The sequence below is a fragment of the Streptomyces sp. NPDC048442 genome (genome assembly GCF_040651475.1).
In the GTDB taxonomy this organism is placed as follows: Bacteria; Actinomycetota; Actinomycetes; order Streptomycetales; family Streptomycetaceae; genus Streptomyces.
The window spans coordinates 326,945-353,857 of the sequence record NZ_JBEZKB010000003.1; the positions used below are offsets into that span (position 1 = coordinate 326,945).

Consider the following 26,913-nt stretch of genomic DNA (forward strand, 5'->3'; position numbering starts at 1 on the left):
CTTGCCCCGTTTCCGAATCGCCTCAGCGGTGGACAATAGGGGCATGAGTCAGCAGGGGGAGCGGCGCACGCACGCCGAGGATGACTGGTGGGACAGGCTGTACGACGAGGCCACCCCGGGAACCGACCCGACGACGGGCACGGGCCACACCGTGGACGACCACTTCGACTCGACACAGGGCATGATCTCCGACCGGAGGCCGGACGGGACACCCGACCCGCCCCTACCGGCCGCACCGCCCGTGCCGTCCGCGCCGCCGCCGGAACCGACGCGCGGGGACCCGGAGTTGACCGGCCTCCCCGAACGCGGCGGCCCCTTCGAGGCGCCGCGGACCCGGGCCCCTTGGGAGCCCCTGGAGCTCGTGGATCCGCCCGCCACGCCCGCCCGGCCCGCCACGCCCCGCACGCCCGGCACCCTCGGGCCCGACCCGCGTGCTTCCGCGTCCGGATGGGAGGAGCCGTGGGAGGACGAGTCGCAGGAGGAGGGCCAGGAGTCGACCGGGGCATGGGACGCCTGGCTGCCGACACCTCGTAGGAGGACGGGGGCCGAGAGCGCAGGGCCGGGACGGGACAGCCGGGGCGCGGACGCCGAAGCGGAGTCGGAGGCCGTTGCGGAATCCGCGGCGGACGTCTCCACGTTCCCGTTCACGCGGGTGGATGACGCCCCGTCGGCCTCCTCGACCTGGGGCCCGCCCCCTTCGCCGCCAGGGCCGCCCGGTGCTCCCGGCCCCCGTCCGGACCGCCACAGGACCCGCCGTCTGTGGGACGAACCGGGACCCCACGGGACGCCATCGCCGGACCCCGACCCGGACGCGACCACCGTGACGAGCCCGGCCCTGGGCGCCACGGCAGGGCGGCCACCCGCCCCGGAAGCGGACACCGGCGCCGACGGCGGCCCGGCTGCGCCGACGGAGCCCGCCCCCGGCGCCCGGCGCACCGAAACCCGCGCCGAGGGCCACCTCCGCGACATTCCGCCCCTGCCCACCTCCTTCCCCCGGTGGTACGGGGGCCAGGATCGAGACGAGGACCGCGACCGCGGCCAGGACCCGGGCCGCGACCGCAACCGCGGCCAGGACCCCGGCACCGCCGCCGAGTGGGAAGCGCCCCCGGTGCCGCCCGCCGCCCCCCTCGTACCCCCGGCAGCACCACCACCCCCGGCCACCTCTGAACCCGCACTCGCCCCCGCCCCGCGCCCCGTCCTCGCCCACGTGGGCGACGGGCCGCCCACCTACGACGCCGAGCCGACCGCGCTCGCCGCCGCCGACCCGCAGGATCTGGACGGGCTCGTCGCGGACACCGTGCTCGACGGCGCGCAGTACGGCTCGTACACCCTGCGGGCGGCCTCCGTGCGCGGGGACTCCGCCAGGTACCGCGGCGAGCCCCGCCGGGACACCCTGCTCACCGCCCGCTTCGGCAATGGCCCCGGCGGCCTCGTCCTGGTCGCCGTCGCCAGCGGTGCCCGCGCCGCCGAGGGCGCGCACCTCGCCGCCGCCGACGCCTGCCGGTGGATCGCCGGATCGGTCGGCCGCAGCCACGCCAGGCTGGCCGAGGACATAAGGGTCGGCCGGCGCGGCGACCTCAAGTCGGGGCTGCACCGGCTCACCGACCGCAGCTACGGCAAACTCCGCGCCCACGCCGCCGAGCGCGGCCTGGAACCGGGGGAGTACACCGCCGACCTGCGCTGCCTGCTGCTCTCCGCCGACCCGGACTGCCGCACCCGGATCTACTTCGGTGTCGGCGACGGCGGCCTGTTCCGGCTGCGCGACGGGGTCTGGCAGGACATCGAGCCCCCGGCGCCCCGCCCGGACGCCCTCGCCGGTGAACCGGTGGTCGGCTTCGGCTCCGTACCGGCGGAGGAGGAAATGTCAGAGGAGGACCCGGACGGCGACCGGCTCACCATGGACCTCGGCATCACCACGCCGCCGTCCCCGCACGTGGACAGCGTGCCGCCCACCTCGCCGTTCCGGTTCCGGGCCTCGGTGGCCCGGCCGGGTGACGTGCTGCTGCTGAGCAGCGCGGGCCTCGCCGAACCGGTGCGCGGCGAGCCCGCCCTCGCCAGGGAACTGGCCGAACGCTGGGCCGGGCAGCAGTCCCCGCCCGGCCTCGCCACCTTCCTCGCGGACGTCACGCTGAGGGCGAAGGGGTACGCGGACGACCGCACCGCGGTAGCGGTCTGGGAGGCATAACCGCATATTTCGTGGGTTCATGGACAGGCGAGAAGAGATCACCGATCACCGATCGTCATTCAGTCCGACCGAGAGGGTGTGCCCACGTCATGGCGAAGCAGAAGGTGGCCGAGCAGTTCGTCGACATCCTCGTACAGGCGGGGGTCCAGCGCCTGTACGGGGTCGTCGGCGACAGTCTGAACCCGGTCGTGGACGCCATCCGCCGCAACGACGCCATCGACTGGGTGCACGTCCGGCACGAGGAGACCGCCGCCTTCGCGGCCGGTGCCGAGGCCCAGATCACCGGGAAGCTCGCCGCCTGCGCGGGCTCCTGCGGGCCCGGCAACCTCCACCTCATCAACGGCCTCTTCGACGCACACCGCTCGATGGCCCCGGTCCTCGCCCTCGCCTCGCACATCCCGGCCGGCGAGATCGGCCTGAACTTCTTCCAGGCCACCCACCCCGACAAGCTCTTCGACGAGTGCAGCCACTACAACGAGCTGATCTCCACCCCCAAGCAGATGCCCCGGGTCGTCCAGTCCGCGATTCAGCACGCGGTCGGCCGCGGCGGCGTCGGCGTGGTCTCGCTGCCGGGTGACGTGGCGGGCGAGCCGGTCTCCGACGAACCCTCCGAGCAGGCGCTGGTCACCTCGCGGCCGACGGTGCGTCCGGGAGACGCCGACCTCGCGAAGCTGACCGCGCTGATCGACGACGCCGAGAAGATCACCCTGTTCTGCGGCAGCGGCACCGCCGGTGCGCACGCCGAGGTGATGGAGTTCGCCGAGCGGATCAAGTCCCCGGTCGGGCACGCGCTGCGCGGCAAGGAGTTCATCCAGTACGACAACCCGTACGACGTCGGCATGAGCGGCCTGCTCGGCTACGGCGCCGCCTACGAGGCCATGCACGAGTGCGACCTGCTGATCCTGCTCGGCACCGACTTCCCGTACAACGACTTCCTCCCCAAGGACGTGCGGATCGTCCAGGTGGACGTACGGCCGGAGAACCTCGGCCGGCGCTGCAAGCTGGACCTCGGGGTGTGCGGCGACGTGCGCGAGACGCTGCGCTGTCTGACCCCCCGGGTGCGGGCCAAGAGCAACCGCCGCTTCCTCGACAAGATGCTCAAGAAGCACGCCGACGCGCTGGAGGGCGTCATCAAGGCGTACACCCGCAAGGTGGAGAAGCACACCCCGATCCACCCCGAGTACGTGGCGTCCGTACTGGACGAACTCGCCGACGACGACGCGGTGTTCACCGTCGACACCGGCATGTGCAACGTCTGGGCGGCCCGCTACCTCACGCCCAACGGGCGCCGCCGCGTCATCGGCTCCTTCTCGCACGGCTCGATGGCCAACGCGCTGCCGCAGGCCATCGGGGCGCAGTTCGTCGACCGCGACCGTCAGGTCGTGTCCATGTCCGGCGACGGCGGCTTCTCGATGCTGATGGGCGACTTCCTCACCCTGGTGCAGTACGACCTGCCGGTGAAGGTTGTCCTGTTCAACAACTCCTCGCTCGGCATGGTCGAGCTGGAGATGCTGGTCGACGGACTGCCGTCGTACGGCACCACGAACCAGAACCCGGACTTCTCGGCGGTGGCCCGTGCCTGCGGTGCGTACGGAGTCCGGGTCGAGAAGCCCAAGCAGCTCGCCGGAGCCCTGAAGGACGCGTTCCGGCACCGTGGCCCGGCTCTGGTCGAGGTCGTCACCGATCCGAACGCCCTGTCCATCCCGCCGCGCATCAAGGCCCAGCAGGTGAAGGGCTTCGCCCTGTCCGCCGGAAAGGTCGTGCTGGACGGCGGCGTGGGCCGCATGGTCCAGATGGCACGCTCCAACCTGCGGAACGTCCCGCGCCCCTAGGACCTACAAAGGGCGTGCTCGGGTACGCCCGGAACGACAGCCGCGTATCGGGCGATGGGGCGAACCGTCGCACTCGGTCTTCACTCAGGTCCTACCGGACATGAGTGCCGCTCCCGGAGCGGGGAATCCCTTCCGTGAGGGTGTTCGAGGAGAAAGGGCCGAACCGGGGTGTGGGTGGGGGTTATGACGAGGCAACAGCCGGGTCGGGCCGGGCCGGTTCCGTACGGTCGCTCGGTGTCGGAGGGCATACGGACGGTGCCGGAGGACGTACGGGCGGTTCCGGAGGGCCTGCGAGCGGTGTCGGGGGACACCCGGGCGGGCGAGGCGGCCGAGACGGCCGACAGGGAACGGGGGGCGGTCGATCTGCGGTGCCGACTCGACCGGGCGGATCTGACCGCCGTACCCGAAGTACGCCGCGCACTGCGCGAGTTGCTGCGGCACTGGGGGCACCCGGACTGCGCGGACGTCGCGGAACTGCTCACCAGCGAGCTGGTGACCAATGCGCTGATACACACCGAGAGCGACGCGGAACTCCACGCGACCCTGGCCGCGTCCAAGCTGCGGGTCGAGGTGCACGACCACCTGTCCCGCCTCCCGGAGCCCAGGCCGGCGGCGGGCTGCGACGAGAACACGCACGGCCGGGGACTGCTCCTGGTACAGGCCCTCGCGGACTCCTGGGGCGTACGGATGCAGGGGCACGGGCCGGGCAAGGTGGTGTGGTTCGAACTGGACGGGGGCCCGGCCGGTACTTGACCGGACCGGGCCCCCGTCCCGTGACAGTGACCTGACGGGGCGTCAATCACGGTGGCAGCTACCCGAATTGCTGCTCAAGGTCCTTGAGTTTCTGCTCAAGGGAGTCGAGCCGGGGCAGTGCCTGGGTGTCGTCCTCGGCGGTCAGGTCGACCGTCCGTGGATCACCTCCCTTGGTCCCAGCGCCTTTCACGGCCTGGAGGGAGGGCCGGTTGCGAAGCGGCAGTTGTCCTGGTTCTGGTATGGCGGGCTCCGCGACGGCGTGCGGCGCGGAGCCCGATCCGGCGGATCCCAGTGACTGCACGTCCACCTGACGGCCGATCCGGCTGCGCCCCCAGGCGCGGTGCTGCCGGTTGATGGCCTTCAGCTGCGCCCGCTCCAGCTTCTCGTGCTCCCGCCTGCGCAGCCGGCTCTGCGCCTTCTGCCGTTGGTCCTCACGGACCTCGTCGACCGCCTCGTCCAGCGTCCGTACGTTCTCCAGCAGCATCAGCGACCAGGCCCCGAAGGTCTCCCTGGGTGCCCGCAGCCACCGGACGATCCGGATCTGCGGGAGCGGCCGCGGTACCAGTCCCTGCTCGCGCAGTGCCGCCCGGCGGGTCTGTTTGAGCGCCCGGTCGAAGAGCACCGCGGCCGAGAGCGACATGCCGGCGAAGAAGTGCGGTGCGCCCGCATGCCCCAACCCCCTGGGCGCGTGTACCCAGTTGAACCAGGCGGCGGCCCCGGCGAAGGTCCACACCAGCAGCCGCGAACCGAGCGCCGCGTCTCCGTGGCTGGCCTCCCGCACCGCGAGCACGGAGCAGAACATGGCCGCCCCGTCGAGCCCGAACGGCACCAGGTACTCCCAGCCGCCGGACAGGCTCAGGTTCTGCTGCCCGAAGCCGACCAGCCCGTGGAAGGAGAGCGCGGCGGCGACGGCCGCGCAGCAGAACAGCAGGACGTAGGAAGCGCTCCCGTAGAAGGCTTCCTTCCTTCTGCGCCGCTCCTCGCTGCGTTCCCACGAATCCTCGCTGCTGCCGGCGGCGGCCGCCTTCTCGCCCGCGCGCTTGCCACGTGCGACCACTGCGACCGCCGCCAGAACACCCGCGATCATCACGACGCCAGGAAGCAGCCAGTCCAGCGATATGTCGGTCATTCTCATGCGGAGTCCCTTTGCGTCAGCGCAGCGGCGACCGCGTCCGTGGAGACGGATCGCGGACCGCGGATCGCGCTCAGTGCGTTTCGGCGACATATTGGCCCACGTCGCGAGGTGCACAAGGGGTTTCGGTGCAAGAGGACTCCATGGGGAGTCCGCACCATGCGGATAGGTGGCAATAACTCGAACCACCGCTCTATCGGGTCGAGTTGGGTTCGAATAGCGCCACCCGCACGGGTGGCGTGGCGATCAGGCGGAGGTAACGGCCTCCGCGCTCAGCTTCTTCACCCGGTCCGCGTCGCAGGTCCGGGGGCAGGTGGTGCAGGTGTCCTCGGGGCGCAGCGTGTAGAAGAGGCAGCAGGTGGCGCGGTCGCGGGTGGGCAGCGACTCGCCGTTCGGACCGGTCAGCTCACGGAAGCCCGCGGAGGCGCGGTAGGGGGCCGTCGCGCCGGGCAGCAGCAGTTCGAGCTCGGCCATCGCGCGCTGCTCGTCGCCCAGCAGATGGGCGATGTACCAGAGGCCCTCGACGATCTCGTCCGTCGCCATGCCCCACAGTGCGTGCTTGCGGCGCCGCATACGGGGCCCGAAGCCTTCGAGCACCGGCTCCAGCTGCTCCGCGAGCGCGGCCCGCGCCTCGCTGCGCAGTGCCTCCTCGTCCGGTACGACGCGGGCGCCGGGCAGTGCCGCCGCCGGGTCGCCGGGCAGGCACGCGAAACTCTCCACCCGTACGGCCATCCGGCCCAGCACCCGCTGGAAGGCGATGTCCCCGACCTTGATCCGGGGCACCCGGCGGTGCAGGAACCAGGGGACCGTCACGAGCAGGCAGGCGGGCCACGCGTACCGGTGCAGGGCGAAGCTGGCGATCACGTCGGGGCGGGCCTGCTGTCCGTAGTCGCGCAGCACCTGTGCGTTGTCCCAGGCCAGGAACGCGTCGAGGGCGGGTCCCGCCTCGGCCAGCTCGTCCGCGCCGACCCAGCCGCCGCCGCGCGGCGCCCGCTCGGCCGGGTCCGTCAGCTCTCGTACGACCAGCGAGGGGAAGACCTCGGTGAGGCGCGCGTACGAATCCGCGACGGCAGAGGCGGCGGCGGGTCGCGCGGCGGGGGACGGCAGGAGGGCGGGGACGGTCATGCGGGGGACCACCGAATCGCATCGCGGGGGCATGGCAGCACGGACGAACAGCGCACGTGCACACGCGGGCTGTGCAGGTAAGCCTTACCTTACCCGATCACGGCTGTGTTTGAACTGTCGGACGGGCCACCTAGGCTGCACACGGACATACGTACGCACAACGGAGGTGGACCAGGTGGAGCAGGACCGGGGGCGTCCGCCCGCAGCGCCCCGACTGGTCCGGCACTCCGTGCGCGGGCAGATCCTCGACGCGCTGCGCGCCGCCCTGGTCAGCGGTGAACTGGCCCCCGGCGAGGTCTACTCGGGCCCGGTGCTCGGTGCCCGCTTCGGAGTATCGGCGACCCCGGTCCGCGAGGCGATGCAGCAACTCGCCCTGGAAGGAGCCGTGGAGGTCGTCCCGAACCGGGGCTTCCGGGTCACCGAACGCGCCGAGTCCGACCTCTCCGACCTGGCCGAGGTGCGCGCCCTGATCGAGGTGCCGACCATGCTCAGGCTCGCCCGCACCGTCGAACCCGGCCGCTGGCGCGCCCTGCGCCCCCTCGCCGAGGCGGCCACGGCTGCGGCGGCGAGGGGGGACAGGACCGCGTACGCGGAGGCCGACCGGGCCTTCCACAGCGCGGTGCTCGCCCTGGCGGGCAACGCCCAACTGGTGGACGTCGCCGCAGGGCTGCACCGGCGGGCACAGTGGCCACCGGCGGGCGCTCCGGTGCCACGGCAGGCGGACCTGGTGGCGGATGCGGCCGAACACATGGCCCTGCTGGAGGCCCTGATTGCTCAGGACCTCCCCGTCGTGCAATCACTCGTACGAGAACACTTCACAGGGGCGCATTGAGGGGCGCCCTGCAGGGGCGCGGGGCTGTGCTGGATTTGCGGCTCCGCCGCGTGGGCGCGACCAGCCCCACCGACCCGCGGATGAAGAATTCAGGCGGTAGCGGCTGGCGGCGAAAGCTGGGCGGCCAGCCAAGTCGGAACCCCGTCCAACAAGTGAAAGAGCCGCGCCGCCTCCGCCCGCAGCCGACTCGCCTCCGGCTCCGGCTCCGCGTCCGCCAGCGCGGCCAGCGCAGGCGCGGTGCCGACCAGGTAACCCAGCTCCTCCCTTATCCGCAGCGACTCCGCGAACCCGTGCCGCGCCTCCGCCAACTCCCCGTCACGCAGGGCGAGTCCGGCGAGGTGGCGCCACGTGAAGGAGAGCAGCAGCGCTTTGTGATGGGTGGTCGCACCCGCGTGCGCCCTGCGGTACGCGGCCCGCGCCGACTGCGGGGAGTCCGAGAGGTGTTCGGCGATCAGGCCCCGGCGGAAGTCCAGGAGCGGGCGGTTGGGGGAGTTGGGGTGCAGCAGGGCCGCCGCCCTGCCGAGCGCGGAGCGGGCCTCGTCGGCCCGGTCCTGCACGCCCAACACCGTTGACGCGTAAGCGAGATGACCGCGCTCGCAGGCGGCGCTGCCGCGCTCGTCGTCGTCCTTGGCGAGGGCCTCCGCGCCGCGCAGGGCCTCCTCGGCCGCGGGCCAGCCGTTTTCCGTGAACAGACAGCGCTCCACGAGGAGCGAGGCCCGCTGGAGGGCTGCGGCAGCGCCCGGTCGCGTTTCCAGCAGGGCTGCCGCGTCGGCCCAGCAGCCACGGGAACGCAGCCGCCACACCGCCGTCTGGAGTGGCCCCCCGCCTCCCTCGAACCCCTCGAAGAACCTCTTTGCTCCGGCTCCTCCTGTGTCAGAAGTGGAACCCGACATGGCGGTGTCCGCCACATTGCCCTCCCCGAGCGCGCCATTGAGCTGTGAAGTCCGACCGGTCGACGTGCGGTCGTGCGCGCATCACAGCATGAAATGACGCATGGGGCCAAGGGTCCGGGTGAATGTTTTCACAAAGGGCGGTCCCGGCTCGGCAGTGGGGACCCGGTAAATTCCCGGTGACTTTTCGTCAGCTCATGCGCAGGGCCAGGAAGAAGTCCAGTTTGTCTTCGAGCCGGGAGAGGTCGCGGCCCGTCAACTGCTCGATCCGGCCCACCCGGTAGCGCAGCGTGTTGACGTGCAGGTGGAGCCGGGTCGCGCAGCGCGTCCAGGAGCCGTCGCTGTCGAGGAACGCCTCCAGGGTCGCAATGAGCTCCGCGCGGTGGCGCCGGTCGTAGTCGCGCAGCGGGTCGAGCAGCCGGGCGGTGAAGGCGCGGCGCACATCGTCCGGGACGAAGGGGAGCAGCAGGACGTGCGAAGCGAGCTCGTGGTGTCCGGCCGCCGCGACCCGGCCGGGGCGTGCGGCGGCGACCCGGCGGGCGTGCCTGGCCTCCTCCAGCGCCCCGCGCAGGCCCTCGGCCGAATGCACCGGGGCGCTGACGCCCAGCGTCAGCCGGCCGTCGTCGGCGAGGCCGCCCGAGAGCGGCGCCTGGACGGCGGCCAGCAGGGTCTCCGCGTGCAGCCCCGGGCTCTCGGCCCCCTCCGACTGGTCGGCGGCGACGGCGGGGAGCGGGACGAGCGCGATGGCCTCCTCGCCGCTGTGGGCCACGGCGATACGGTCGGCGGGCTCGGCCGCCGCAGCCATCGAATCCGCCGGGACCGTGGGGTCGACCAGGATCTCCTCCAGCAGCGCCTGCGCCACAGGGCCGCTCTCCACGGCGCCGCCGTCCCACTCGACGCGGGCCACCACCACCTGCCAGTGCGGGGCCGCACCGAGCCCCGGCAGCAGGACGGGGGCCGCGACGCGCAGCCTCGCGGCGATCTCCGAGGGGGCCGCGCCCGTCTGGACCAGCTCCAGCACCTCCTGCGCGAGCCTGCGCCGTACCGTACGGGCCGTGTCGCGGCGGTCGCGCTCCACGGCGATCAGCTGCGTGACGCCCTGGAGCAGGTCGAGCCGGGCCGCCGGCCAGTCGCCCGCGTCGGCCTCGACGGCCAGCAGCCAGTCGGACAGGACGTTCTCCCGGACGTCGCGGGAGGCGGCCGTCCCGGCGATCCGGTCGGCCCCCCTGCCCGCCGTACGGATGGGGAAGAGCGAGTACGCGGTGGAGCCCAGGGTCACCCGGTGCGGGCTGCGCCGTCCGGTGCGGCAGGCCGCCAGGTGCTCGGCGGCGAGCGCGGGGCCGACGCCGGCCGGCAGCGGGGTGTCGGAACCGGCGACCTGACGGCCGACCGGGGAGAGCACCCAGGCGTGCAGGTCCAGGTCGGAGGTGAGCAGGTCGAGGACGACCTCGGGGCCGCCGCCGGTCGGGCCTGACGTCATCAGGCGGCGGTGCCGGTCGACGACCGTCGCCAGGTCCCCTGCACGCTCGCCCGACACCTGGCGCACGACGTGCTCGGTGATCGTCGCGAAGGCGACCGACTCGGCGACCGAGAAGAGCGGCAGCCGGTGCCGGGTGCACGCCTCGATCAGGTCCTGCGGGACGCTGCCCAGCTCCGCCTCGCCCGCCGCGAGACCGACGACGCCTGCCGAGGCGAGCAGCCGTACGAAGGGCTCGGAGTCCTCGGGGGAGTGCCGCCAGGCCAGGCCGGTCAGCACCAGCTCGCCGCCGGAGAGGTAGCGGCTGGGGTCGCGGAGATCCGTGGTCATGACGCCGCGCACGGTGCGGTCGAGCTCGTCCTCGCCGCCCAGTAGGCGCAGGCCGAGCGCATCGGTTTCCAGCAGGGCGCGCAGCCGCATCGTCGTGTCGCCGCCGTTTCTGTGTAGAGAGTGTTTCGGGTGGCCGGTAGTGAGTGGGTCGATGACTGTGTCATTTGGGACGCATGTGAATTGCGGAGAGGTTGCTGATCCCCGTCTTTCGTTCGAATCTACAAGACGTGATGGGCGACCAGCCAACTCCTTCATGGTTTCGGTGACTGCACCGGGCCCCCCGCGGCTTGTGTACTTGGGCCACCCCCGCATGAACAGGACATGAACCAGGTGTCCGAAATCTTGCGGAGGCCGGCACCTGCACAGTCGCCCCCCGATCGAAGAGAGAGCCACTCATGGACTTCCTTCGCCCCGCCAGTTGGGAGGAGGCGCTCGCCGCCAAGGCCGAGCACTCCACCGCTGTCCCCATCGCGGGTGGCACCGATGTCATGGTCGAGATCAACTTCGACCGCCGCCGTCCCGAGTACCTGCTGGACCTGGGCCGCATCGGTGAGCTGCGGGAGTGGGAGGTGCGCCAGGACCACGTCGTTCTCGGCGCCTCCGTTCCGTACACCCGGATCATGAAGCACTTGCGCGCCGAGCTGCCAGGGCTCGCACTCGCGTCCCACACTGTGGGATCGCCGCAGATCCGCAACCGCGGATCCGTCGGCGGCAACCTCGGCGCCGCATCTCCCGCCGGCGACTCGCACCCGGCCCTGCTGTCCGCGGGCGCCGAGGTCGAGGCCGTGTCGGTCCGCGGTACGCGGCTGATCCCCGTCGAGGAGTTCTACACGGGCGTGAAGCGCAACGCGCTGGAGCCCGACGAGCTGATCAGGGCCGTGCACATCAGGAAGGCGGAAGGACCGCAGCAGTTCTCCAAGGTCGGCACGCGCAACGCGATGGTCATCGCCGTGTGTGCGTTCGCCGTCGCGCTGCACCCGCGGAGCCGGACGGTGAGGACCGGCATCGGCTCCGCCGCCCCCACGCCCGTACGGGCGAGGGCCGCCGAGGACTTCCTCGGCGCCGCGCTCGAAGAGGGCGGTTTCTGGGAGAACGGCAAGATCATCCCGCCGTCCGTCGCCAAGCGCTTCGCCGAGCTGGCCTCCGCCGCGTGCAGCCCGATCGACGACGTGCGCGGCACCGCTCAGTACCGCCGCCACGCGGTCTCCGTCATGGCCCGGCGCACGCTCGGCTGGACCTGGGAGCAGTACCGCGGCAACGCCGTCGCCACCCTGGAAGGAGCTGCCTGATCATGCGCGTCAACTTCACGGTCAACGGCCGGCCGCAGGAGGCCGACAACGTCTGGGAGGGCGAGAGCCTCCTGTACGTCCTTCGTGAGCGGATGGGTCTCCCCGGCTCGAAGAACGCCTGCGAGCAGGGTGAATGCGGGTCGTGCACGGTACGGCTCGACGGCCTGCCGGTGTGTGCCTGCCTGGTCGCGGCCGGACAGGTCGAGGGCCGCGAGGTCGTCACCGTCGAGGGCCTCGCCGACTACTCCAGGCACCGCGCGCAAGCCCACCCGGGCGGAGCATGCGGGTCCGGGGCCGGGTCGGGGTCCGGGGCCTGCGGCACGTCCCTGGACTCCGCCAAGGGTTGGCAGGCGCGTCCGCAGGGTGGCGAGGGTGGCGAGGAGAGCGCTCCGGATGCCGCGCTCTCGCCGATCCAGCAGGCGTTCATCGACGCCGGCGCCGTGCAGTGCGGCTTCTGCACCCCTGGCCTCCTGGTCGCCGCCGACGAAATGCTGGAGCGCAACCCCTCCCCGTCCGACGGGGACATCAGGGAAGCGCTCTCCGGCAACCTCTGCCGCTGCACCGGCTACGAGAAGATCCTCGACGCGGTGCGCCTCGCGGCCGCCCGTCAGGAACGCCAGGAAGAGCCGGTCTAGCGCCATGGACGTCACCACCGGCGCCCGTGCCCGCGCCGGGCCGGCCCCGACCGGCCAACACTCGGCTCCGGCCTTACGGGTCCACCTCAACGTGGCCTGACCAACCGTCGGGTCCGCTCGATTCTCCCCGGGTGGCGCTGCCTCCAGGAACCTCACACTTCCGTCCGCCCGTCACCCGGGGCCCCCAACGTCCGCATCGCTAGCGGCAGCTCCATCGCACCATCCGCCCTATCCGAACCATCCGCACCATGTGCTCACCTCGGACCGTCCTCCGGGTCGTGCAGCCCTCGAATCGTCCCCGAATTCCCCTGCCGTACGCGGCACTGGGGATGCCCCTTTGAACCTTGGGAGACAAGGCACCATGACCCAGCAGTTCACTGAGCCGAAGGCCACGGCGGAGGACGCCGGCGCGGGCACGCGCCAGCCCGCCGGCCGCTCTTGGCTCGACAGGTACTTCCACATAACGAAGAGAGGGTCCACCGTCGCCCGGGAGGTGCGCGGCGGCATCACCACCTTCATGGCGATGGCGTACATCCTCCTGCTCAACCCGCTGATCCTGGGCGGCAAGGACGTCGACGGGGGCGTCCTCAGCCAGCCCGCGCTGATCACCGCGACGGCCCTCGCCGCGGCCGTCACCACCCTGCTGATGGGGTTCGTCGGCAAGGTCCCGCTGGCCCTCGCCGCAGGACTCAGCGTTTCGGGCGTACTCGCCTCGCAGGTCGCACCCCAGATGACCTGGGGCCAGGCCATGGCGATGTGCGTCGCGTACGGCGTCGTGATCATGCTGCTGGTCGTCACCGGCCTGCGCGAAATGATCATGAATGCGATCCCGCTCGCCCTCAAGCACGGCATCACCATGGGCATCGGCCTCTTCATCGCCCTGATCGGGCTGGTGAAGGCCGGATTCGTCCACCCCGGCAAGGCGACGCCGCTCGCGCTCGGCCCGACCGGTGAACTCGCCGGCTGGCCCGTGCTGCTCTTCGCGGTCACCCTGCTGCTGATCTTCATGCTGCAGGCCCGCAACGTCCCCGGCGCGATCCTGATCGGCATCGTCACCGGCACCGTCCTGGCGATCATCCTCAACGCGATCATCGACATCGACCCCAAGAGCTGGACCGGCGGCGCCCCCGAGCTCAAGGGCAGCGCGGTCTCGATGCCGGACTTCTCGCTCTTGGGCCAGGTGCAGTTCACCGGCTGGGGCGACGTCGGCGCACTCACCGTCGGAATGATCGTCTTCACCCTGGTGCTGGCCGGCTTCTTCGACGCGATGGCCACCATCATCGGCGTCGGTACGGAAGCCAAACTCGCCGACGACAAGGGCCGCATGCCGGGCCTGTCCAAGGCGCTGTTCATCGACGGCGCCGGCGGTGCCATCGGCGGTGTCGCGGGCGGTTCGGGACAGACCGTCTTCGTGGAGTCCGCGACCGGCGTCGGCGAAGGCGCCCGTACGGGTCTGTCGGCCGTCGTCACGGGCCTCTTCTTCGCGGCCTGTCTCTTCTTCACCCCGCTCACCGCGATCGTCCCGGCCGAGGTGGCCTCCGCGGCCCTGGTCGTGATCGGCGCGATGATGATGCAGAACGCGCGGCACGTGGACTGGAGCGACCGGGCGACCGCGATCCCGGTCTTCCTGACCGTCGTGCTGATGCCGTTCACGTACACCATCACCACCGGTGTCGCCGCGGGCGTCATCGCCTGGACCGTCATCAAGGTGGCCCAGGGCAAGGCGCGTGAACTGGGCGCCTTCATGTGGGCACTGACAGCGATCTTCGTCGTGTACTTTGCCCTGCACCCGATCGAGAGCTGGCTCGGCGTCGGGTAGAGGTCCCTGGGCGAACTGCTGCGGCCCTCCACGCACCCGTTCCCCGATTCCCCAAGGAGACCGCCGCCATGCTGGACATCGCCGAAGAGCTGCACCGGTGGGCCCGGCAGGGAAGGGAGTTCGCCGTTGCCACGGTCGTGGCAACGGACGGGAGCTCGCCCCGGCCGCCCGGTGCCGCCCTCGCCGTCGACAGCGACGGCGAGGCGCTCGGGTCGGTCTCCGGCGGATGTGTGGAGGGCGCGGTCTACGCACTCTGCCAGCAGGCCCTGGCCGACGGCGAGAGCGTGGTCGAGCGCTTCGGCTACAGCGACGAGGACGCCTTCGCCACCGGTCTGACCTGCGGCGGCGTCATCGACATACTCGTCACACCGGTACGGGGCGACTCGCCTGCCCGAGAGGTCTTCGGGTCCGCGCTCGCCGCCGCCGCCGACGCCGGGCAGGGGACGGCGGTGGCCCTCGCCCGGGTCGCCGTCGGCCCGCCGGAACTCGTCGGGCGCGCCCTGCTCGTCCACCCCGACGGTACGTACGAGGGAGGGCTCGGCGGACACCCCGAACTGGATCGCACAGCGGCGGCGGAGGGCCGCGCGATGCTCGACGCGGGGCGCACGGGCACCCTCGTGATCGGTGCGGACGGCTCGCGCTGCGGACAGCCGCTGACGCTGCTCGTGGAGTCGAGCGTGCCGGCCCCGCGCATGATCGTCTTCGGGGCGATCGACTTCGCGTCGGCGCTTGCACGGGTGGGGAAGTTCCTGGGCTACCGCGTGACGGTGTGCGACGCGCGGCCCGTCTTCGCGACGGAAACACGCTTTCCGGAGGCGGACGAGGTGGTGGTGGACTGGCCCCACCGCTACCTGAACTCCGTCTCGGCGGACCTGGACGGGCGGACGGTGCTGTGCGTCCTCACCCACGACGCGAAGTTCGACGTGCCGCTGCTGGAACTGGCCCTGCGGCTGCCGGTCGCGTACGTGGGCGCGATGGGTTCGCGCCGCACCCATCTGGACCGCAATGAACGACTTCGCGAAGTCGGCGTCACCGAGAGCGAGTTGGCACGGCTGCGCTCGCCGATCGGGCTCGACCTGGGGGCGCGGACGCCGGAGGAGACGGCGCTGTCGATCGGCGCGGAGATTGTGGCGGCGCGGAGGGGCGGGACGGGAGTTTCGCTCACCGGGGCGCATACGCCGATCCACCATGACGGGTCGAGGATGCCGGTGAGCGGCACGGGGGTCAACGGCTGACCGGGCCAGGTCCGGTCCGGCCCACGGGCGTGGCCGCATTGCATGGCAGAGCTGGGGCAGTGCCCACCTTCACGCGCCGGGTTCTCCGTGCGGGTGCGCGGTGGCTGGTGGCGCAGTTCCCCGCGCCCCTGAAGGGGCGCCCGTCCGGCTGGTGTCGCGTGCATGGCGCGGGTGTCCAGCCCGGGGCGGGGTTCTCCGTGCGGGTGTGCGGTGGCTGGTGGCGCAGTTCCCCGCGCCCCTGAGAGGCACCCCTGAAGGGGCGGCCCTGAAGGGGGCCGTGGGCGGGGTGGGGCTCACCCGTCCGCTCTTCCCGGATCGCACCTCCCCTTCCCCTGATGCACCGTTAATTCGCGGCCCGCGCGTATCAGTAGCCACCTCACCCTTGACGCGGACATTGCCCTGGGCAACTCTCGTGCGGAACCGCTCCCGCACGTCCTTGCGACCCAGGAGTGACCCATGCGACCCATGCGGCCCACGGATCCCGTGCCGACCCTGAGCCCGGTGAAACACACCCACCGCTCAAGCTCCAAGCGCCCCTTCCGTCCCAGGAACCTCGCCCTCGCCGCGCTGCCCCCGCTCGCCGCCGGCGTCGTCTGGGCCATGACCTCCGTCACCGCCTCGGGCGCACCCGATCCCGTGGGCGGCGCCCCGGCCGCCGCCGGGCCGCCCGCTCCCGCCCTCGTCGGCAGCCCCCGCCTGTACACACCGCTCGCCAACCCCGATGCGTACAAACAGGCCCTCCGGCTCGCCGGCAGCGGCCGCACCCTCAAAGAGGCTGCGGCCGTCGTCCGTATGGTGCGTACGCCGCACGCGGTCTGGTACGGGGACCAGAAGCCGGACGTCGTCGAGAAGGACGCGCGGGCCATCGCCAGGGATGCCGACATCGACGGTTCGATCCCCGTCTTCGCGCTCTACAACATCCCCGGCCGCGACTGCTCCCACTACTCCGCCGGCGGCGCGAGCACCACCGCCGAGTACAAGGAGTGGATCGACGCCGTCGCCCGCGGCATCGGCAAACGGGACGCGATCGTCGTGCTGGAGCCCGACGCGCTCGCGCTCCTCCCCTCCGACTGCGGGCAGGACGACGCGCAGGGCACGAAGACCGCCGCCCGGTACGAAGAGGTCAACCACGCCGTCGGCACCCTTGCCGCGCTCCGCCACACCCGCGTCTACCTCGACACCGGCCACGCCGCCTGGCACGACGTCGCAGGCATCGTCCCGCGCCTCGTCAAGGGCGGCATCAAGTCCGCGACCGGCTTCTACACGAACGCCTCCAACTACCAGACCGACGAGGCCAACTCCTGGTACGGGAAGCTGATTTCGAGCTGTCTCGCGTACGTCGAGGCCGGCGGCAAGGCCGAGGCCTGCCCCTCCCAGAAGGGCCCGCGCGCCGCGGCCCAGGCCTGGCTCGACAAGAACGTGACGACGCCGCCCTCCAAGATGAAGCACTTCGTCACCGACAGCAGCCGCAACGGGAAAGGCGCCTGGACGCCGCCCGCCGGGAAGTACACCGATCCGCAGGACTGGTGCAATCCGCCGGGGCGCGGGCTCGGCGTCCGGCCCACCACCCGCACCGGCGACCCGCTGCACGACGCCAAGCTGTGGATCAAGACGCCGGGCGAGTCCGACGGGCTGTGCCTGCGCGGTACGGCAGGTCCCAAGGACCCGGAGCGCGGCACCGTCGACCCCAAGGCGGGCGACTGGTTCCCTGACCAGGCCCTGGAGCTCGTACGACTGGCGAACCCGCCGATCCTGCCGGGAGGAGCGGGAGGAGCGGGAGGAGCGGGAGGAGCGGGAGGCGGGGAAGGGGTGGCCGAAGGGGAGCCCGACCCCGGGCAGTGACGGCCGTCCGTGGCGGCAGGCCCGGCGCGTTCATCGCACCTCGATGCCGATCAGGCACGTGTCGTCGTCGGTGTCGGAGCGGCTGTGCGTCAGCAGCCGGTCCAGGTGCTTCTCCAGCTCGGGCGGCGCCGTGCCCGCCAGCGCCAGGAGTTGCTCCAGGGATTCCTCCACGGTGCGGTCGCGCCGTTCGATCAGCCCGTCCGTGTACATGAGCAGCCGGTCGCCGGGCTCCAGCGTCAACTCGTTCTCGGTGTACGGGGCTTCGCCGACCGCGCCGAGCAGTATCCCCGGCGGCATCGGCAGCGCCGCCGCGGCTCCGTCGCGTACCAGCACCGGCGGCGGATGGCCCGCACGGGCCCAGCTCAGCAGCCGGGTCCGCGGGTCGTAGACGCCGCAGATCGCGGTGGCGGTGACCTGCTCGGTGAGATGGTGGGCCACCGAGTTCAGCCAGCTCAGGAGCTGGGCGGGGCCCGCGCCTGTGGTGGCCAGGCCGCGCAGCGCGTTGCGTAGGACGACCATGCCGGTCGCGGCGTGGATGCCGTGCCCGGCGACGTCGCCGACCGCGAGGAGGACCTTGCCGTCGGGCAGGGCCACTGCGTCGTACCAGTCGCCGCCGACCAGGTGCTCCTCCTCGGCGGGCCGGTAGCGCACCGCCACCAGCAGCCCGGAGGTGTCCACCGCGTCCCGGGCGGGCGGCATGATCGCCTGCTGGAGCTGGAGGGCGAGCTTGTTGCGGGCCGCCGACTGCTCCTCGGAGTCCGCGAGCCGGTCGCGGGTCGCGGCGAGCGCCACCTCGGTCCAGTGCTGGGACGACACGTCCTGGTAGGCGCCGCGCACGGACAGGATGTTCCCGGCCGGGTCGGTGACCGGCTCCGCGACGATCCGGATGTGCCGCATCACCCCGTCCGCGCGCCGCAGCCTGAAGGCCGTGGACGCCGAGTGGCGGTGGTGCAGCAGGGTGCGCAGGAAGCGGCCGATGGCCACCGAGTCGTCGTCGTGCGCATGGCGGTGGAGGCGGTCCAGCGGTACGGGGGAGGAGCTGGGCGGCAGCCCGAACAGGGTGAACAGCTGGTTGTTCCACAGCACCTCGCCGGTGACGGTGTTCTCCTCGAACCCGCCGATGCGGCCCAGGCGCTGGGCGTGCTGGAGCAGTGAGGCGAGCCGCGACGCCTCGTCCTCAAGGCGCCAGCTCAGCAGCAGGTTGTCGCCGTACCGGCCCACCCCGACCGACGCCACCGACACCAACGGCACTTCGTCGACCTGGGAGTTGAGCGTCATCCTTCCGGCCCGGAACGGTTCACCGGTCGCGTGCACCCTCAACAGGTGTTCGTACAGGCCGCCCTGATGGGCACTCAGCGGATAAGCCTCCAGCCACCGCATCCCCGTCAGTACGGATCGGGAGCGGCCCGCGAGGTCGAGGAAGCGCTCGTTGGCGTACGCGATGTGGAAGTCCACGACACCGTCGCGGTCGTCGAGCAGCGGCAGCAGCACGAGCGCCGGGTCGAGCAGCCCGTCCGCGAGGTCTGCCAGCGGGCCCGCCTTCTCGTCGGCCGGGCTGCCGGCCGCCGCGGCGGACACGTCGGTGCCCGGCAGGGTGTGTGCACACAGGTCGGCGAGCGCGTCCAGCTGCCGGGTCGCGGCGGTCGTGAGCGGCGGCTGAGGCTGCGGCCAGCACACCTCCAGCACGCCGAGGATGCGGCCGCCCACCTCGGCGGGCAGGATGCTGCGCGCACCGTCGGTGCCGTGCCGCAGACCGATGCCGGGGGCGCCGGCGGGCAGCGTCCCGTACCAGCGGGGGCGGCGCTCGGTCAGTACCTGCTGCGCCCAGGTCGCCACGCCCGGCGGTACGTACCGCCAGCGTTCGGCCTCGCCGCGCGAGAAGCCCGCGTGCCCGGCCAGTATCAGCGCACCGTCTCGCCCGGCCGCCCACAGCGCCAGCGCACTCGCGCCCAGCGGTGCGAGCGCCCGCTCGAAGAGCGACTGGGCGGCGGTCTGCGCGTCACCCGTCATCGACCCGGTCTCGGCGGTCCGCAGCCGCAGTATGGTGCCGGGCCCCGCCCCGGCGTCGTGCGCGGACGACGAGGAGGGGGCGGACGTGGGCAGCGCGTCGGCCATGTGGTCGCCCGCCGCGCCGTTGACGATGTCGGCGGCCAGTTCGAGCAGCGGCACCCGCGCCGACTCGGCGAGGCGCTCCAGCCGCAGCGCGGCCTCGGCGGGCCCGCCCTGCCCGCGCTCCACGAGGATGCCGGTGGCGATCCCGATGAGCGCGCGGGCGTCGGCGGACTCCTGGGAGAGGGTCAGATCCCGGCGCAGCTGCTCAATGGTGGAGGCCAGCGCGTCCAGCGGGCGAGGTACGCAGTTCTGCGGACCTTCGCCCCCCTCCGCCAGGCCCGCCCCGGCCACCGCGCTCTCTCCGTCTTCTCCGTACGGTGTCGGTTCTGCGTTCACCGGGCGAGCCACATGCGCATACGGTCCACGAGGTCGCCCGCGTCGACGGGCTTGGTGATGTAGTCGCTGGCACCGGCGGTCAGGCACTTGTCCCGGTCGCCCTCCATCGCCTTCGCCGTCACCGCGATGATCGGCAGATCGGCGTGCTCGGGCATGGCGCGGATCGCGGCGGTCGCGGCGTACCCGTCCATCTCGGGCATCATCAAGTCCATCAGGATCAGCTCGACCCCGCCGTGCAGGGCGAGCACTTCGAGACCCTTGCGGCCGTTGTCGGCGTGCAGGACGCGCATGCCGTGCAGTTCGAGGATGCCGGTCAGCGCGTACACGTTGCGCGCGTCGTCGTCGACGACCAGCACCACCCGCCCGGTCAGGTCCAGCGACCCGTCGGGTGTGGGATCCACCGCGCGCTCCACCTCCACCACGGGCCCGATGGGACGCGCCAAGGGCAGTACGTCGGCGGGCCGTTCGGCCGTCAGGTGCAGGGCGATCCGCTCCCGCAACTCGTCCAGGCTCGGCAGCAGTTCGAGGGGCTTGGACTTCGACCAGTCCAGGATCTGCCGCTCGTGCACCGCCTCCAGAGGCCGGGTGTGATGGGCCAGCACCGGCACCTGGCGCAGCGCCGGATCGCCGTCCAGCGCCTGCAGGAGCCGCATCGCCGACCCGTCGGGCATGTCGAGCCCAATGACGACGCAGTGGCACGGCTCCGAGGCCAGCGCCGCGGCCGCCTCCTCGGGACCCACCGCGGTCCGTACGTGCACGGGGCCCCGGGTGTCGGGCATCGTCCCGTCCGCCAGCTCCGCCACCGCGCTCTCCGCGATCAGCGAAAGGAGTCCGCGCGGCCGGTCCTCTATCACCAGCAGCCTGCGCTGCTGTGCCGGCACGACGCCGGAGGGCAGGCCGAGCCCCGAAGCGTCGCCGACCCGGTGGGAGGCCGGATCCGCGTACGCGGCGGGGGACTCGAAGCGGGCCACCGGGATGTACAGCGTGAAGGTGCTCCCCTCGCCGGGAGCGCTGGTCACCTGGATCGCACCGCCGAGCAGGTGCGCCATCTCGCGGCTGATCGAAAGCCCCAGGCCCGTACCGCCGTACTTGCGGCTGGTCGTGCCGTCGGCCTGCTGGAACGCCCCGAAGATCGCTTCGAGCTGCTGCTCGGCGATGCCGATGCCGGTGTCCATGACGCGGAAGGCGACCGCCGGGCCGTGCGGGCGCACCAGCGGCGGCAGGTCGGCGCCGATCGCCGGGTCGATGCGCAGCTCCACCGCGCCCGCCTCGGTGAACTTCACCGCGTTCGAGAGCAGGTTGCGCAGCACCTGCCGCAGCCGGGAGTCGTCCGTCACGAGCTCGGCGGGGGCGCCGGGCGCCACGCTGATCCGGAAGTCCAGACCCTTCTGCGCGGTCATCGGCCGGAAGGTCGCCTCCACGTAGTCGAGCAGCTTGCGCAGCCCCACCGGCTCCGGGTTGACGTCCATCTTTCCGGCCTCGACCTTCGACAGGTCGAGGATGTCGTTGATCAGCTGGAGCAGGTCGGAGCCGGCCGAGTGGATGACGCCCGCGTACTCGACCTGCTTGGGCGAGAGGTTGCGGGTCGGGTTCTGGGCGAGCAACTGGGCAAGGATCAGCAGGGAGTTGAGCGGGGTACGCAGCTCGTGGCTCATGTTCGCCAGGAACTCCGACTTGTACTTCGATGCGATGGAGAGCTGCCGCGCGCGGTCCTCCAGCTCCTGCCGGGCCTGCTCGATCTCCAGGTTCTTCGCCTCGATGTCCCGGTTCTGCGACGCCAGCAGGGCTGCCTTCTCCTCCAGTTCGGCGTTGGAGTGCTGCAACTCCTCCTGCTGCGACTGCAGTTCCTCGGACCGCGACTGCAACTCGGAGGCCAGTCGCTGAGATTCGCCCAGCAGCTCGTCGGTGCGGGCGTTGGCGACGATCGTGTTGACGTTGACGCCGACCGTCTCCATCAGCTGCTCCAGGAAGTCCCGGTGCACCGGGGTGAAGCCGCCCACCGAAGCCAGCTCGATCACGCCGAGGATCTGCCCCTCGACCGAGATCGGCAGTACCAGCAGGCTGCGGGCGTCCGCCGAGCCGAGGCCCGACGACACGGTGACGTACCCCGGCGGCAGGTCGTCGACGGCGATCGTACGGCGGCTGCGGGCCACCTGGCCGACCAGCGACTGACCGGGCTCGAAGCGGACCGGGCGGTCCTCGGCGGCCATGAAGTGCCCGTACCAGCCGATGAGTTCGAGCTCGGCGTGGTGCGCGGCGTCGTGCGCGAGGTAGAAGGCGCCGTACTGCGCACCGACCAGCGGCGTCAGCTCGTCCATGATCAGCTCGGCGACGACGGTCAGGTCGCGCTGGCCCTGCATCAGGCCCGAGATGCGGGCCAGATTGGTCTTGAGCCAGTCCTGCTCCTGGTTGGCGCGGGTGGTCTCGCGCAGGGACTCCACCATGGAGTTGATGTTGTCCTTGAGCTCGGACACCTCGCCCGACGCGTCCACCGTGATCGACAGCGTGAGGTCGCCCTCGGCGACCGCGCTGGTCACCTCGGCGATGGCACGGACCTGCCGGGTGAGGTTCCCGGCCAGCTCGTTCACGTTCTCGGTGAGCCGCTTCCAGGTGCCGGAGACGCCCTCGACCTCGGCCTGCCCGCCGAGCCGCCCCTCGGAGCCGACCTCGCGGGCCACCCGGGTGACCTCGGCGGCGAACGACGACAGCTGGTCGACCATCGTGTTGATGGTGGTCTTGAGCTCCAGGATCTCGCCGCGCGCGTCGACGTCGATCTTGCGGGTCAGGTCGCCCTTGGCGACGGCGGTGGTCACCTGGGCGATGTTGCGGACCTGCCCGGTGAGGTTGTTCGCCATCGAGTTGACGTTGTCGGTCAGGTCCTTCCAGGTGCCCGCCACGTGCGGCACATGGGCCTGACCGCCGAGAATGCCCTCGGTGCCGACCTCGCGGGCCACCCGGGTCACCTCGTCGGCGAACGCGGACAGCGTCGTCACCATCGTGTTGATCACGCCGGCGAGGGCCGCGACCTCGCCCTTCGCCTCGACGTTGATCTTCTGCGACAGGTCGCCCTTGGCGACGGCCGTCGCGACCTGGGCGATGGAGCGGACCTGCCCGGTCAGGTTCGACGCCATCACGTTGACGTTGTCGGTGAGGTCCTTCCAGGTGCCCGAGACGCCGCGCACGGTGGCCTGGCCGCCCAGATTGCCCTCGGTGCCGACCTCGCGGGCCACTCGCGTGACCTCGTCGGCGAAGGCGGAGAGCTGGTCGACCATCGTGTTGATGGTCTCCTTCAGTTCCAGGATCTCGCCGCGCGCGTCCACCCGGATCTTCTGCGAGAGGTCGCCCTTGGCGACGGCGGTGGTGACCTGGGCGATGGAACGTACCTGGGCGGTGAGGTTGTCACCCATGACGTTGACGGACTCGGTGAGGTCCTTCCACGTACCGGAGACGCCCTGTACGTCGGCCTGGCCGCCGAGCCGGCCCTCGGTGCCGACCTCGCGGGCGACCCGGGTCACCTCATCGGCGAACGACGACAGCTGGTCGACCATCGTGTTGATCGTGTTCTTCAGCTCGTGGATCTCGCCCTGGGCGTCCACGTCGATCTTGCGCGTGAGGTCGCCCTTGGCGACCGCGGTGGCCACCTGGGCGATGTCGCGCACCTGGGTGGTCAGGTTCCCCGCCATCGCGTTGACGGAGTCGGTGAGATCCTTCCAGGTGCCGTCCACGCCCGGCACCTCGGCCTGGCCGCCGAGCCGTCCGTCGGTGCCGACCTCGCGGGCGACGCGGGTGACTTCGGAGGTGAAGAGCGACAACTGGTCGACCATGCCGTTGAAGACGAGCGCGATCTCGCCGAGCAGCCCGTCGCGGTCGTCGGGCAGCCGGGTGCCGAAGTCCCCGTCCCGTACGGCGGTCAGACCGGCGAGGAGCTGGCGCAGCTCGGGCTCGCCGACGGAACCGACGGAGCCGACCGAGGTGGAGAAAGGGAGGGAACCGGTGGGCGTCAGGGCCGCGGCGGTGCCGCCGTTGGGCTTGGCGGTCCTGGCGGCCCTTGCGGTCCTTGCCGGGGTACGGCGGGCGGGGCGGGCCTTCGGGGCCGGTGCGGTGCCTGCTCCGGGGGCGGGCGCGACCGTGGCCGTGGTGGAGGTCGTGGTGGTGCTCGTGGCCGTGTCCGTAACCGTGTCGCCGGTGGCGGCTGCCGTCGGCCGCTCGGTTGTCCTGCCTGCCGACTTTGCGGCCGCCGCAGTGGTCTTCGTACCCGCGTCCTTCGTACCGGCGTCCTTCGTACCGACAGCCTTCGCACCGGTGCTTTTCGTGCCGACACGGGCTGTCGCGCGCCCACCCGCTTCGGAACCCGTAGTTCCCATGGTCTGCCCCACCTCTTTGCGACTTGCTCGAAACCGGCCCGCGCAGGGGGCGGTAACCAGTACGACCAGCTCACTTCCGAACGGGCGTTCCGTGGGTCATGGTGCCACAGTTGTCGTACGGCAATTTATTGCTGTGCGCCGCCCGTTCGCCACGCTCCCGCTGGTGTCGGGCAGGGAAGAGGGCTGTTCCCGGCGTTCATGGCTGTCCCCCGAAAGGGTATGCGTTCGAGTGCGTGCTCGGAACTGATGCGTGCGAGGAGGAACGGCCCATGACGGAGACCGAGACGGGGGCGGGGGAGGCCGCGGACGGGTCCCAAGGCCGGGACGAGGGCCGCGCCGAGAGCCGGGACGAGAGCCGCGCCACGAGCCGCGCCACGAGCCGGGACGAGAGCCGGGACGAGCGGGCGGACCGTCAGTGGGCCGAACTGGTCCAGGAGATCCGGGTGGCGCAGACCGGTGTGCAGATCCTCTTCGGCTTCCTGCTCACCGTCGTCTTCACCACGCACTTCCAGGCCCTCGGCCAGACCGACAAGAACATCTACATCAGCACCGTCATCCTCGGATCCCTCGCCACGGGCGCCCTCATCGGCCCGGTCTCCTTCCACCGGATCGTCTCCGGCCGCCGCATCAAGCCGCAGGCGGTGTCCTGGGCGTCCCGGCTGACCTTCCTCGGGCTGGTCCTGCTGCTCGCCACGCTGTCGGCTGCGCTGCTCCTCGTGATGAGAGTGGCCACGCACGACGCCTACGCGCCGTGGCTCGTCGCCGGAGTGGTCGCCTGGTACCTGCTGTGCTGGTTCGTGCTGCCCTTCTGGGCCCGCTGGAAGCACACCACCGAGGACACCGACCGACCGGACACCGACTGACCGGACACAGGCCGACCGGGCACAGGCTGACCGGACGCTGGGAAGCAGGGGGCTTTCGGCGCGGAATTCGGGACCTTCGGCCCCCGGGGGCGCGACGGCGCACTCCCTACCCTGAAAGATCAACAAACACCCCCCAGAAGCACGAGGAAGCATGCGCCGCTCCGTCACCTCCGCCGTACGCATACCCGTCGCGGTGACCGCGTTCGCCCTCGCCGCGACGGCCTGCGGAGGCGAGGGAGTCCGCGCGCTGACCCCGGCCGAAAACGCAGCGGCTGCCGAAGTCGAGCCCAAGGCCCCGGCCGTGCCCGCTGCGGCCAAGCCCGCCCCGCCCGCCGTACGGATCACCGGCACGCCCCGCCGTACGGTCGCCCCGCAGGCGGCCCCGCTGAACGGCAGTACGGTCGGTGTCGGCCAGCCCCTCGCCCTGGTCCTCAAGGGCCAGAAGGTCGACAAGTCGCTGCGCGCCGGCATCGAGGGCGCACTCAAGGTCACCACCTCCACCCCGCTGACCGGCGCCTGGCACTGGACCGAGAACAAGGGCGACACCCTGATCCACTTCCGCCCGGAGCACTACTGGCCGGCCGGGACGGAGGTCACCCTCGACGCCCGCCTGGCCAAGGTGAAGCTGGCCGACGGCACGGCCGTGGACCGCGACCGGAAGATCTCCTTCACCGTCGGCGACTCGATGATCAGCAAGGTCGACCTGGCCGCCCACACCATGACCGTCGTACGCAACGGCGAGGTCGCGAGGGTGATCCCGGTCAGCGGCGGCGAGAAGCGCTTCAAGACCCGCGAGGGCATCAAGACCGTGCTCTCCAAGGACGGCCGCGTGATCATGGACTCCCGCACCATCGGCATCCCCCGCAACAGTCCCGACGGCTACTACGACCCGTACGACTGGAGCATGCGCGAGACGGTCAGCGGCGAGTACATCCACGCGGCCCCCGACAACGCCGATGCCTTCGGCAAGGAGAACGTCAGCCACGGCTGCATCGGCATGTCCGAGTCCGACGCCAAGTGGCTCTACGGCCTGAGCCACGTCGGCGACGTCATCGAGGTCACCGGCACCACCGGCAAACCGATGGACCACTTCGGCAACGGCTACGGCGACTGGAACCTGACCTGGAACCAGTGGCTGACAGGCAGCGAACTGGGCGAACAGCCGACGGGCTGAGGCAGGTTGAGGCCTCGTGAGGGTGGCGGGATCGTGGGTTGCGCGGACGTCTCCTTCGGGTCGAGGTCCGCGAGTGCGGCTCCCAGCCGGCGTGCGGCATCCGTCAGTTCGGCGTGATCGGCGCTCGTGGCGAATCCGATCCGCAGGTGGGCCGCCGTGTGTCCCTTGGCCCGTTTCCTGACCCAGGCGTGCCGGGGCGGCAAGGTTTTCCGGCCATGGCCGGGCGCCCTCTATCCGCCCGGACCCTCCTGCCGGGCACTGCGGAACCAGCGCCGCAGTTCCACCGCCCGACTCCGTACACCGGGGTGCAGGAACCCGTCGCAGGTCATCGGCAGGAGCAGCCGGTCGGCGCGCTCGGCCGCCGCCGGGTCCGTCCCGAGGACGGCGACCGCCGGCAGTTCGATCCGGTGCTCCGCCGCCACGGCGTCGGCCGCCATCAGTGCCAGCGCGGCGGCGTCGGGCGCGTGCAGCGTCCCGCCGAGCCACCGGGCGGACACGACGCGTTCCGCGGCCGGGACGCTCCGGTCCCGCAGCACCGCCCGCAGCAGGTCCGCCGTCTCGTCCGCCAGACCCTGGTCGCACAGGGCCCCCAGGGCCACCGACCTTTCCTGGAGCGGGTTCCGCGACCGCAGCAGCACGGAGCGGAGCGCCGCCACCGCTTCCGCGGTGTGGCGCGGCGAGGATTCCC

The 26,913-nt window shown here is 71.7% G+C and carries 18 protein-coding genes; 11 read left to right on the forward strand and 7 right to left on the reverse strand.

From position 1 onward, the window contains the following. Positions 1–43 precede the first annotated feature (43 nt). From AB0D18_RS07360 to AB0D18_RS07370, 3 genes are all read left to right on the forward strand, one after another. Positions 44–2,185 (forward strand): protein phosphatase 2C domain-containing protein, encoded by a 2,142-nt coding sequence (locus tag AB0D18_RS07360; protein WP_362413871.1) that lies wholly within the window; start codon positions 44–46, stop codon positions 2,183–2,185. An 89-nt stretch (positions 2,186–2,274) separates the two neighbouring features. Beyond that, a complete protein-coding gene (locus AB0D18_RS07365; RefSeq protein ID WP_362413873.1) occupies positions 2,275–4,017 on the forward strand; it encodes a pyruvate dehydrogenase in 1,743 nt (580 codons plus the stop codon). 363 nt (positions 4,018–4,380) lie between these two features. Further along, positions 4,381–4,770: an ATP-binding protein gene (locus tag AB0D18_RS07370; protein ID WP_362414088.1), complete on the forward strand. Its 390-nt coding sequence runs from the start codon at positions 4,381–4,383 to the stop codon at positions 4,768–4,770. 58 nt (positions 4,771–4,828) lie between these two features. On the opposite strand, the gene AB0D18_RS07375 is transcribed toward AB0D18_RS07370, so the two are convergent. Beyond that, on the reverse strand, positions 4,829–5,905 hold the full coding sequence (locus AB0D18_RS07375; RefSeq protein ID WP_362413875.1) for a DUF2637 domain-containing protein: 1,077 nt from the start codon (positions 5,903–5,905) through the stop codon (positions 4,829–4,831). 243 nt (positions 5,906–6,148) lie between these two features. Continuing rightward, positions 6,149–7,027 (reverse strand): (2Fe-2S)-binding protein, encoded by an 879-nt coding sequence (locus tag AB0D18_RS07380; RefSeq protein WP_362413876.1) that lies wholly within the window; start codon positions 7,025–7,027, stop codon positions 6,149–6,151. 166 nt (positions 7,028–7,193) lie between these two features. On the opposite strand from AB0D18_RS07380, the gene AB0D18_RS07385 reads away from it, so the two are divergent. Next, a complete protein-coding gene (locus AB0D18_RS07385; RefSeq protein WP_362413878.1) occupies positions 7,194–7,859 on the forward strand; it encodes a GntR family transcriptional regulator in 666 nt (221 codons plus the stop codon). An 89-nt stretch (positions 7,860–7,948) separates the two neighbouring features. On the opposite strand, the gene AB0D18_RS07390 is transcribed toward AB0D18_RS07385, so the two are convergent. After that, entirely contained in the window at positions 7,949–8,752 is an 804-nt protein-coding gene (locus AB0D18_RS07390; RefSeq protein WP_362414090.1) for a hypothetical protein, read from the reverse strand. Positions 8,753–8,939: 187 nt separating this feature from the next. Next, complete coding sequence (locus AB0D18_RS07395; RefSeq protein WP_362413880.1) at positions 8,940–10,646, reverse strand: PucR family transcriptional regulator ligand-binding domain-containing protein; 1,707 nt, start codon at positions 10,644–10,646, stop codon at positions 8,940–8,942. 305 nt (positions 10,647–10,951) lie between these two features. Here AB0D18_RS07395 and AB0D18_RS07400 point away from each other — a divergent pair, with 305 nt between their 5' ends. The 5 genes from AB0D18_RS07400 (at position 10,952) to AB0D18_RS07420 (ending at position 17,376) form a co-directional block, all read left to right on the forward strand. Further along, a complete protein-coding gene (locus AB0D18_RS07400; protein ID WP_362413881.1) occupies positions 10,952–11,845 on the forward strand; it encodes a xanthine dehydrogenase family protein subunit M in 894 nt (297 codons plus the stop codon). A gap of 2 nt (positions 11,846–11,847) precedes the next feature. Beyond that, positions 11,848–12,480 carry a (2Fe-2S)-binding protein gene (locus AB0D18_RS07405; RefSeq protein ID WP_362413882.1) on the forward strand — a complete coding sequence of 211 codons (633 nt, stop codon included), beginning with the start codon at positions 11,848–11,850 and terminating at the stop codon, positions 12,478–12,480. A gap of 361 nt (positions 12,481–12,841) precedes the next feature. After that, on the forward strand, positions 12,842–14,299 hold the full coding sequence (locus AB0D18_RS07410) for an NCS2 family permease (protein ID WP_362413883.1): 1,458 nt from the start codon (positions 12,842–12,844) through the stop codon (positions 14,297–14,299). Between the two features lie 68 nt (positions 14,300–14,367). Then, the gene (locus AB0D18_RS07415; RefSeq protein ID WP_362413885.1) at positions 14,368–15,534 is read left to right on the forward strand and encodes an XdhC/CoxI family protein; all 1,167 of its coding nucleotides are present in this window, start codon (positions 14,368–14,370) and stop codon (positions 15,532–15,534) included. A 501-nt stretch (positions 15,535–16,035) separates the two neighbouring features. Further along, positions 16,036–17,376 carry a glycoside hydrolase family 6 protein gene (locus AB0D18_RS07420; RefSeq protein ID WP_362413887.1) on the forward strand — a complete coding sequence of 447 codons (1,341 nt, stop codon included), beginning with the start codon at positions 16,036–16,038 and terminating at the stop codon, positions 17,374–17,376. Between the two features lie 30 nt (positions 17,377–17,406). Here AB0D18_RS07420 and AB0D18_RS07425 read toward each other — a convergent pair whose 3' ends face one another. Together AB0D18_RS07425 and AB0D18_RS07430 are read right to left on the reverse strand one after the other, a co-directional pair. Then, positions 17,407–19,764, reverse strand: a complete 2,358-nt coding sequence (locus AB0D18_RS07425) for a SpoIIE family protein phosphatase (protein ID WP_362414092.1) — start codon at positions 19,762–19,764, stop codon at positions 17,407–17,409. Positions 19,765–19,820: 56 nt separating this feature from the next. Beyond that, the gene (locus tag AB0D18_RS07430) at positions 19,821–24,188 is read right to left on the reverse strand and encodes a HAMP domain-containing protein (RefSeq protein WP_362413889.1); all 4,368 of its coding nucleotides are present in this window, start codon (positions 24,186–24,188) and stop codon (positions 19,821–19,823) included. Positions 24,189–24,457: 269 nt separating this feature from the next. On the opposite strand from AB0D18_RS07430, the gene AB0D18_RS07435 reads away from it, so the two are divergent. Both AB0D18_RS07435 and AB0D18_RS07440 read left to right on the forward strand, forming a co-directional pair. Continuing rightward, positions 24,458–25,051, forward strand: a complete 594-nt coding sequence (locus AB0D18_RS07435; protein WP_362413891.1) for a DUF6328 family protein — start codon at positions 24,458–24,460, stop codon at positions 25,049–25,051. Positions 25,052–25,202: 151 nt separating this feature from the next. After that, positions 25,203–26,225, forward strand: coding sequence for a L,D-transpeptidase family protein (locus AB0D18_RS07440; RefSeq protein WP_362413892.1), 1,023 nt, complete (start codon positions 25,203–25,205; stop codon positions 26,223–26,225). A gap of 230 nt (positions 26,226–26,455) precedes the next feature. On the opposite strand, the gene AB0D18_RS07445 is transcribed toward AB0D18_RS07440, so the two are convergent. Further along, a complete protein-coding gene (locus AB0D18_RS07445; protein ID WP_362413894.1) occupies positions 26,456–26,881 on the reverse strand; it encodes a hypothetical protein in 426 nt (141 codons plus the stop codon). Positions 26,882–26,913 lie beyond the last annotated feature (32 nt).

What these genes read in the sequence shown, in the direction of transcription:
- AB0D18_RS07360 (WP_362413871.1), top strand. Translation starts at nt 44, where the DNA reads ATGAGTCAGCAGGGGGAGCGGCGCACGCACGCCGAGGATGACTGGTGG.
- AB0D18_RS07365 (WP_362413873.1), top strand. Translation starts at nt 2,275, where the DNA reads ATGGCGAAGCAGAAGGTGGCCGAGCAGTTCGTCGACATCCTCGTACAG.
- AB0D18_RS07375 (WP_362413875.1), bottom strand. Translation starts at nt 5,905, where the DNA reads ATGAGAATGACCGACATATCGCTGGACTGGCTGCTTCCTGGCGTCGTG.
- AB0D18_RS07380 (WP_362413876.1), bottom strand. Translation starts at nt 7,027, where the DNA reads ATGACCGTCCCCGCCCTCCTGCCGTCCCCCGCCGCGCGACCCGCCGCC.
- AB0D18_RS07390 (WP_362414090.1), bottom strand. Translation starts at nt 8,752, where the DNA reads ATGTCGGGTTCCACTTCTGACACAGGAGGAGCCGGAGCAAAGAGGTTC.
- AB0D18_RS07395 (WP_362413880.1), bottom strand. Translation starts at nt 10,646, where the DNA reads ATGCGGCTGCGCGCCCTGCTGGAAACCGATGCGCTCGGCCTGCGCCTA.
- AB0D18_RS07400 (WP_362413881.1), top strand. Translation starts at nt 10,952, where the DNA reads ATGGACTTCCTTCGCCCCGCCAGTTGGGAGGAGGCGCTCGCCGCCAAG.
- AB0D18_RS07405 (WP_362413882.1), top strand. Translation starts at nt 11,848, where the DNA reads ATGCGCGTCAACTTCACGGTCAACGGCCGGCCGCAGGAGGCCGACAAC.
- AB0D18_RS07410 (WP_362413883.1), top strand. Translation starts at nt 12,842, where the DNA reads ATGACCCAGCAGTTCACTGAGCCGAAGGCCACGGCGGAGGACGCCGGC.
- AB0D18_RS07415 (WP_362413885.1), top strand. Translation starts at nt 14,368, where the DNA reads ATGCTGGACATCGCCGAAGAGCTGCACCGGTGGGCCCGGCAGGGAAGG.
- AB0D18_RS07430 (WP_362413889.1), bottom strand. Translation starts at nt 24,188, where the DNA reads ATGGGAACTACGGGTTCCGAAGCGGGTGGGCGCGCGACAGCCCGTGTC.
- AB0D18_RS07435 (WP_362413891.1), top strand. Translation starts at nt 24,458, where the DNA reads ATGACGGAGACCGAGACGGGGGCGGGGGAGGCCGCGGACGGGTCCCAA.
- AB0D18_RS07440 (WP_362413892.1), top strand. Translation starts at nt 25,203, where the DNA reads ATGCGCCGCTCCGTCACCTCCGCCGTACGCATACCCGTCGCGGTGACC.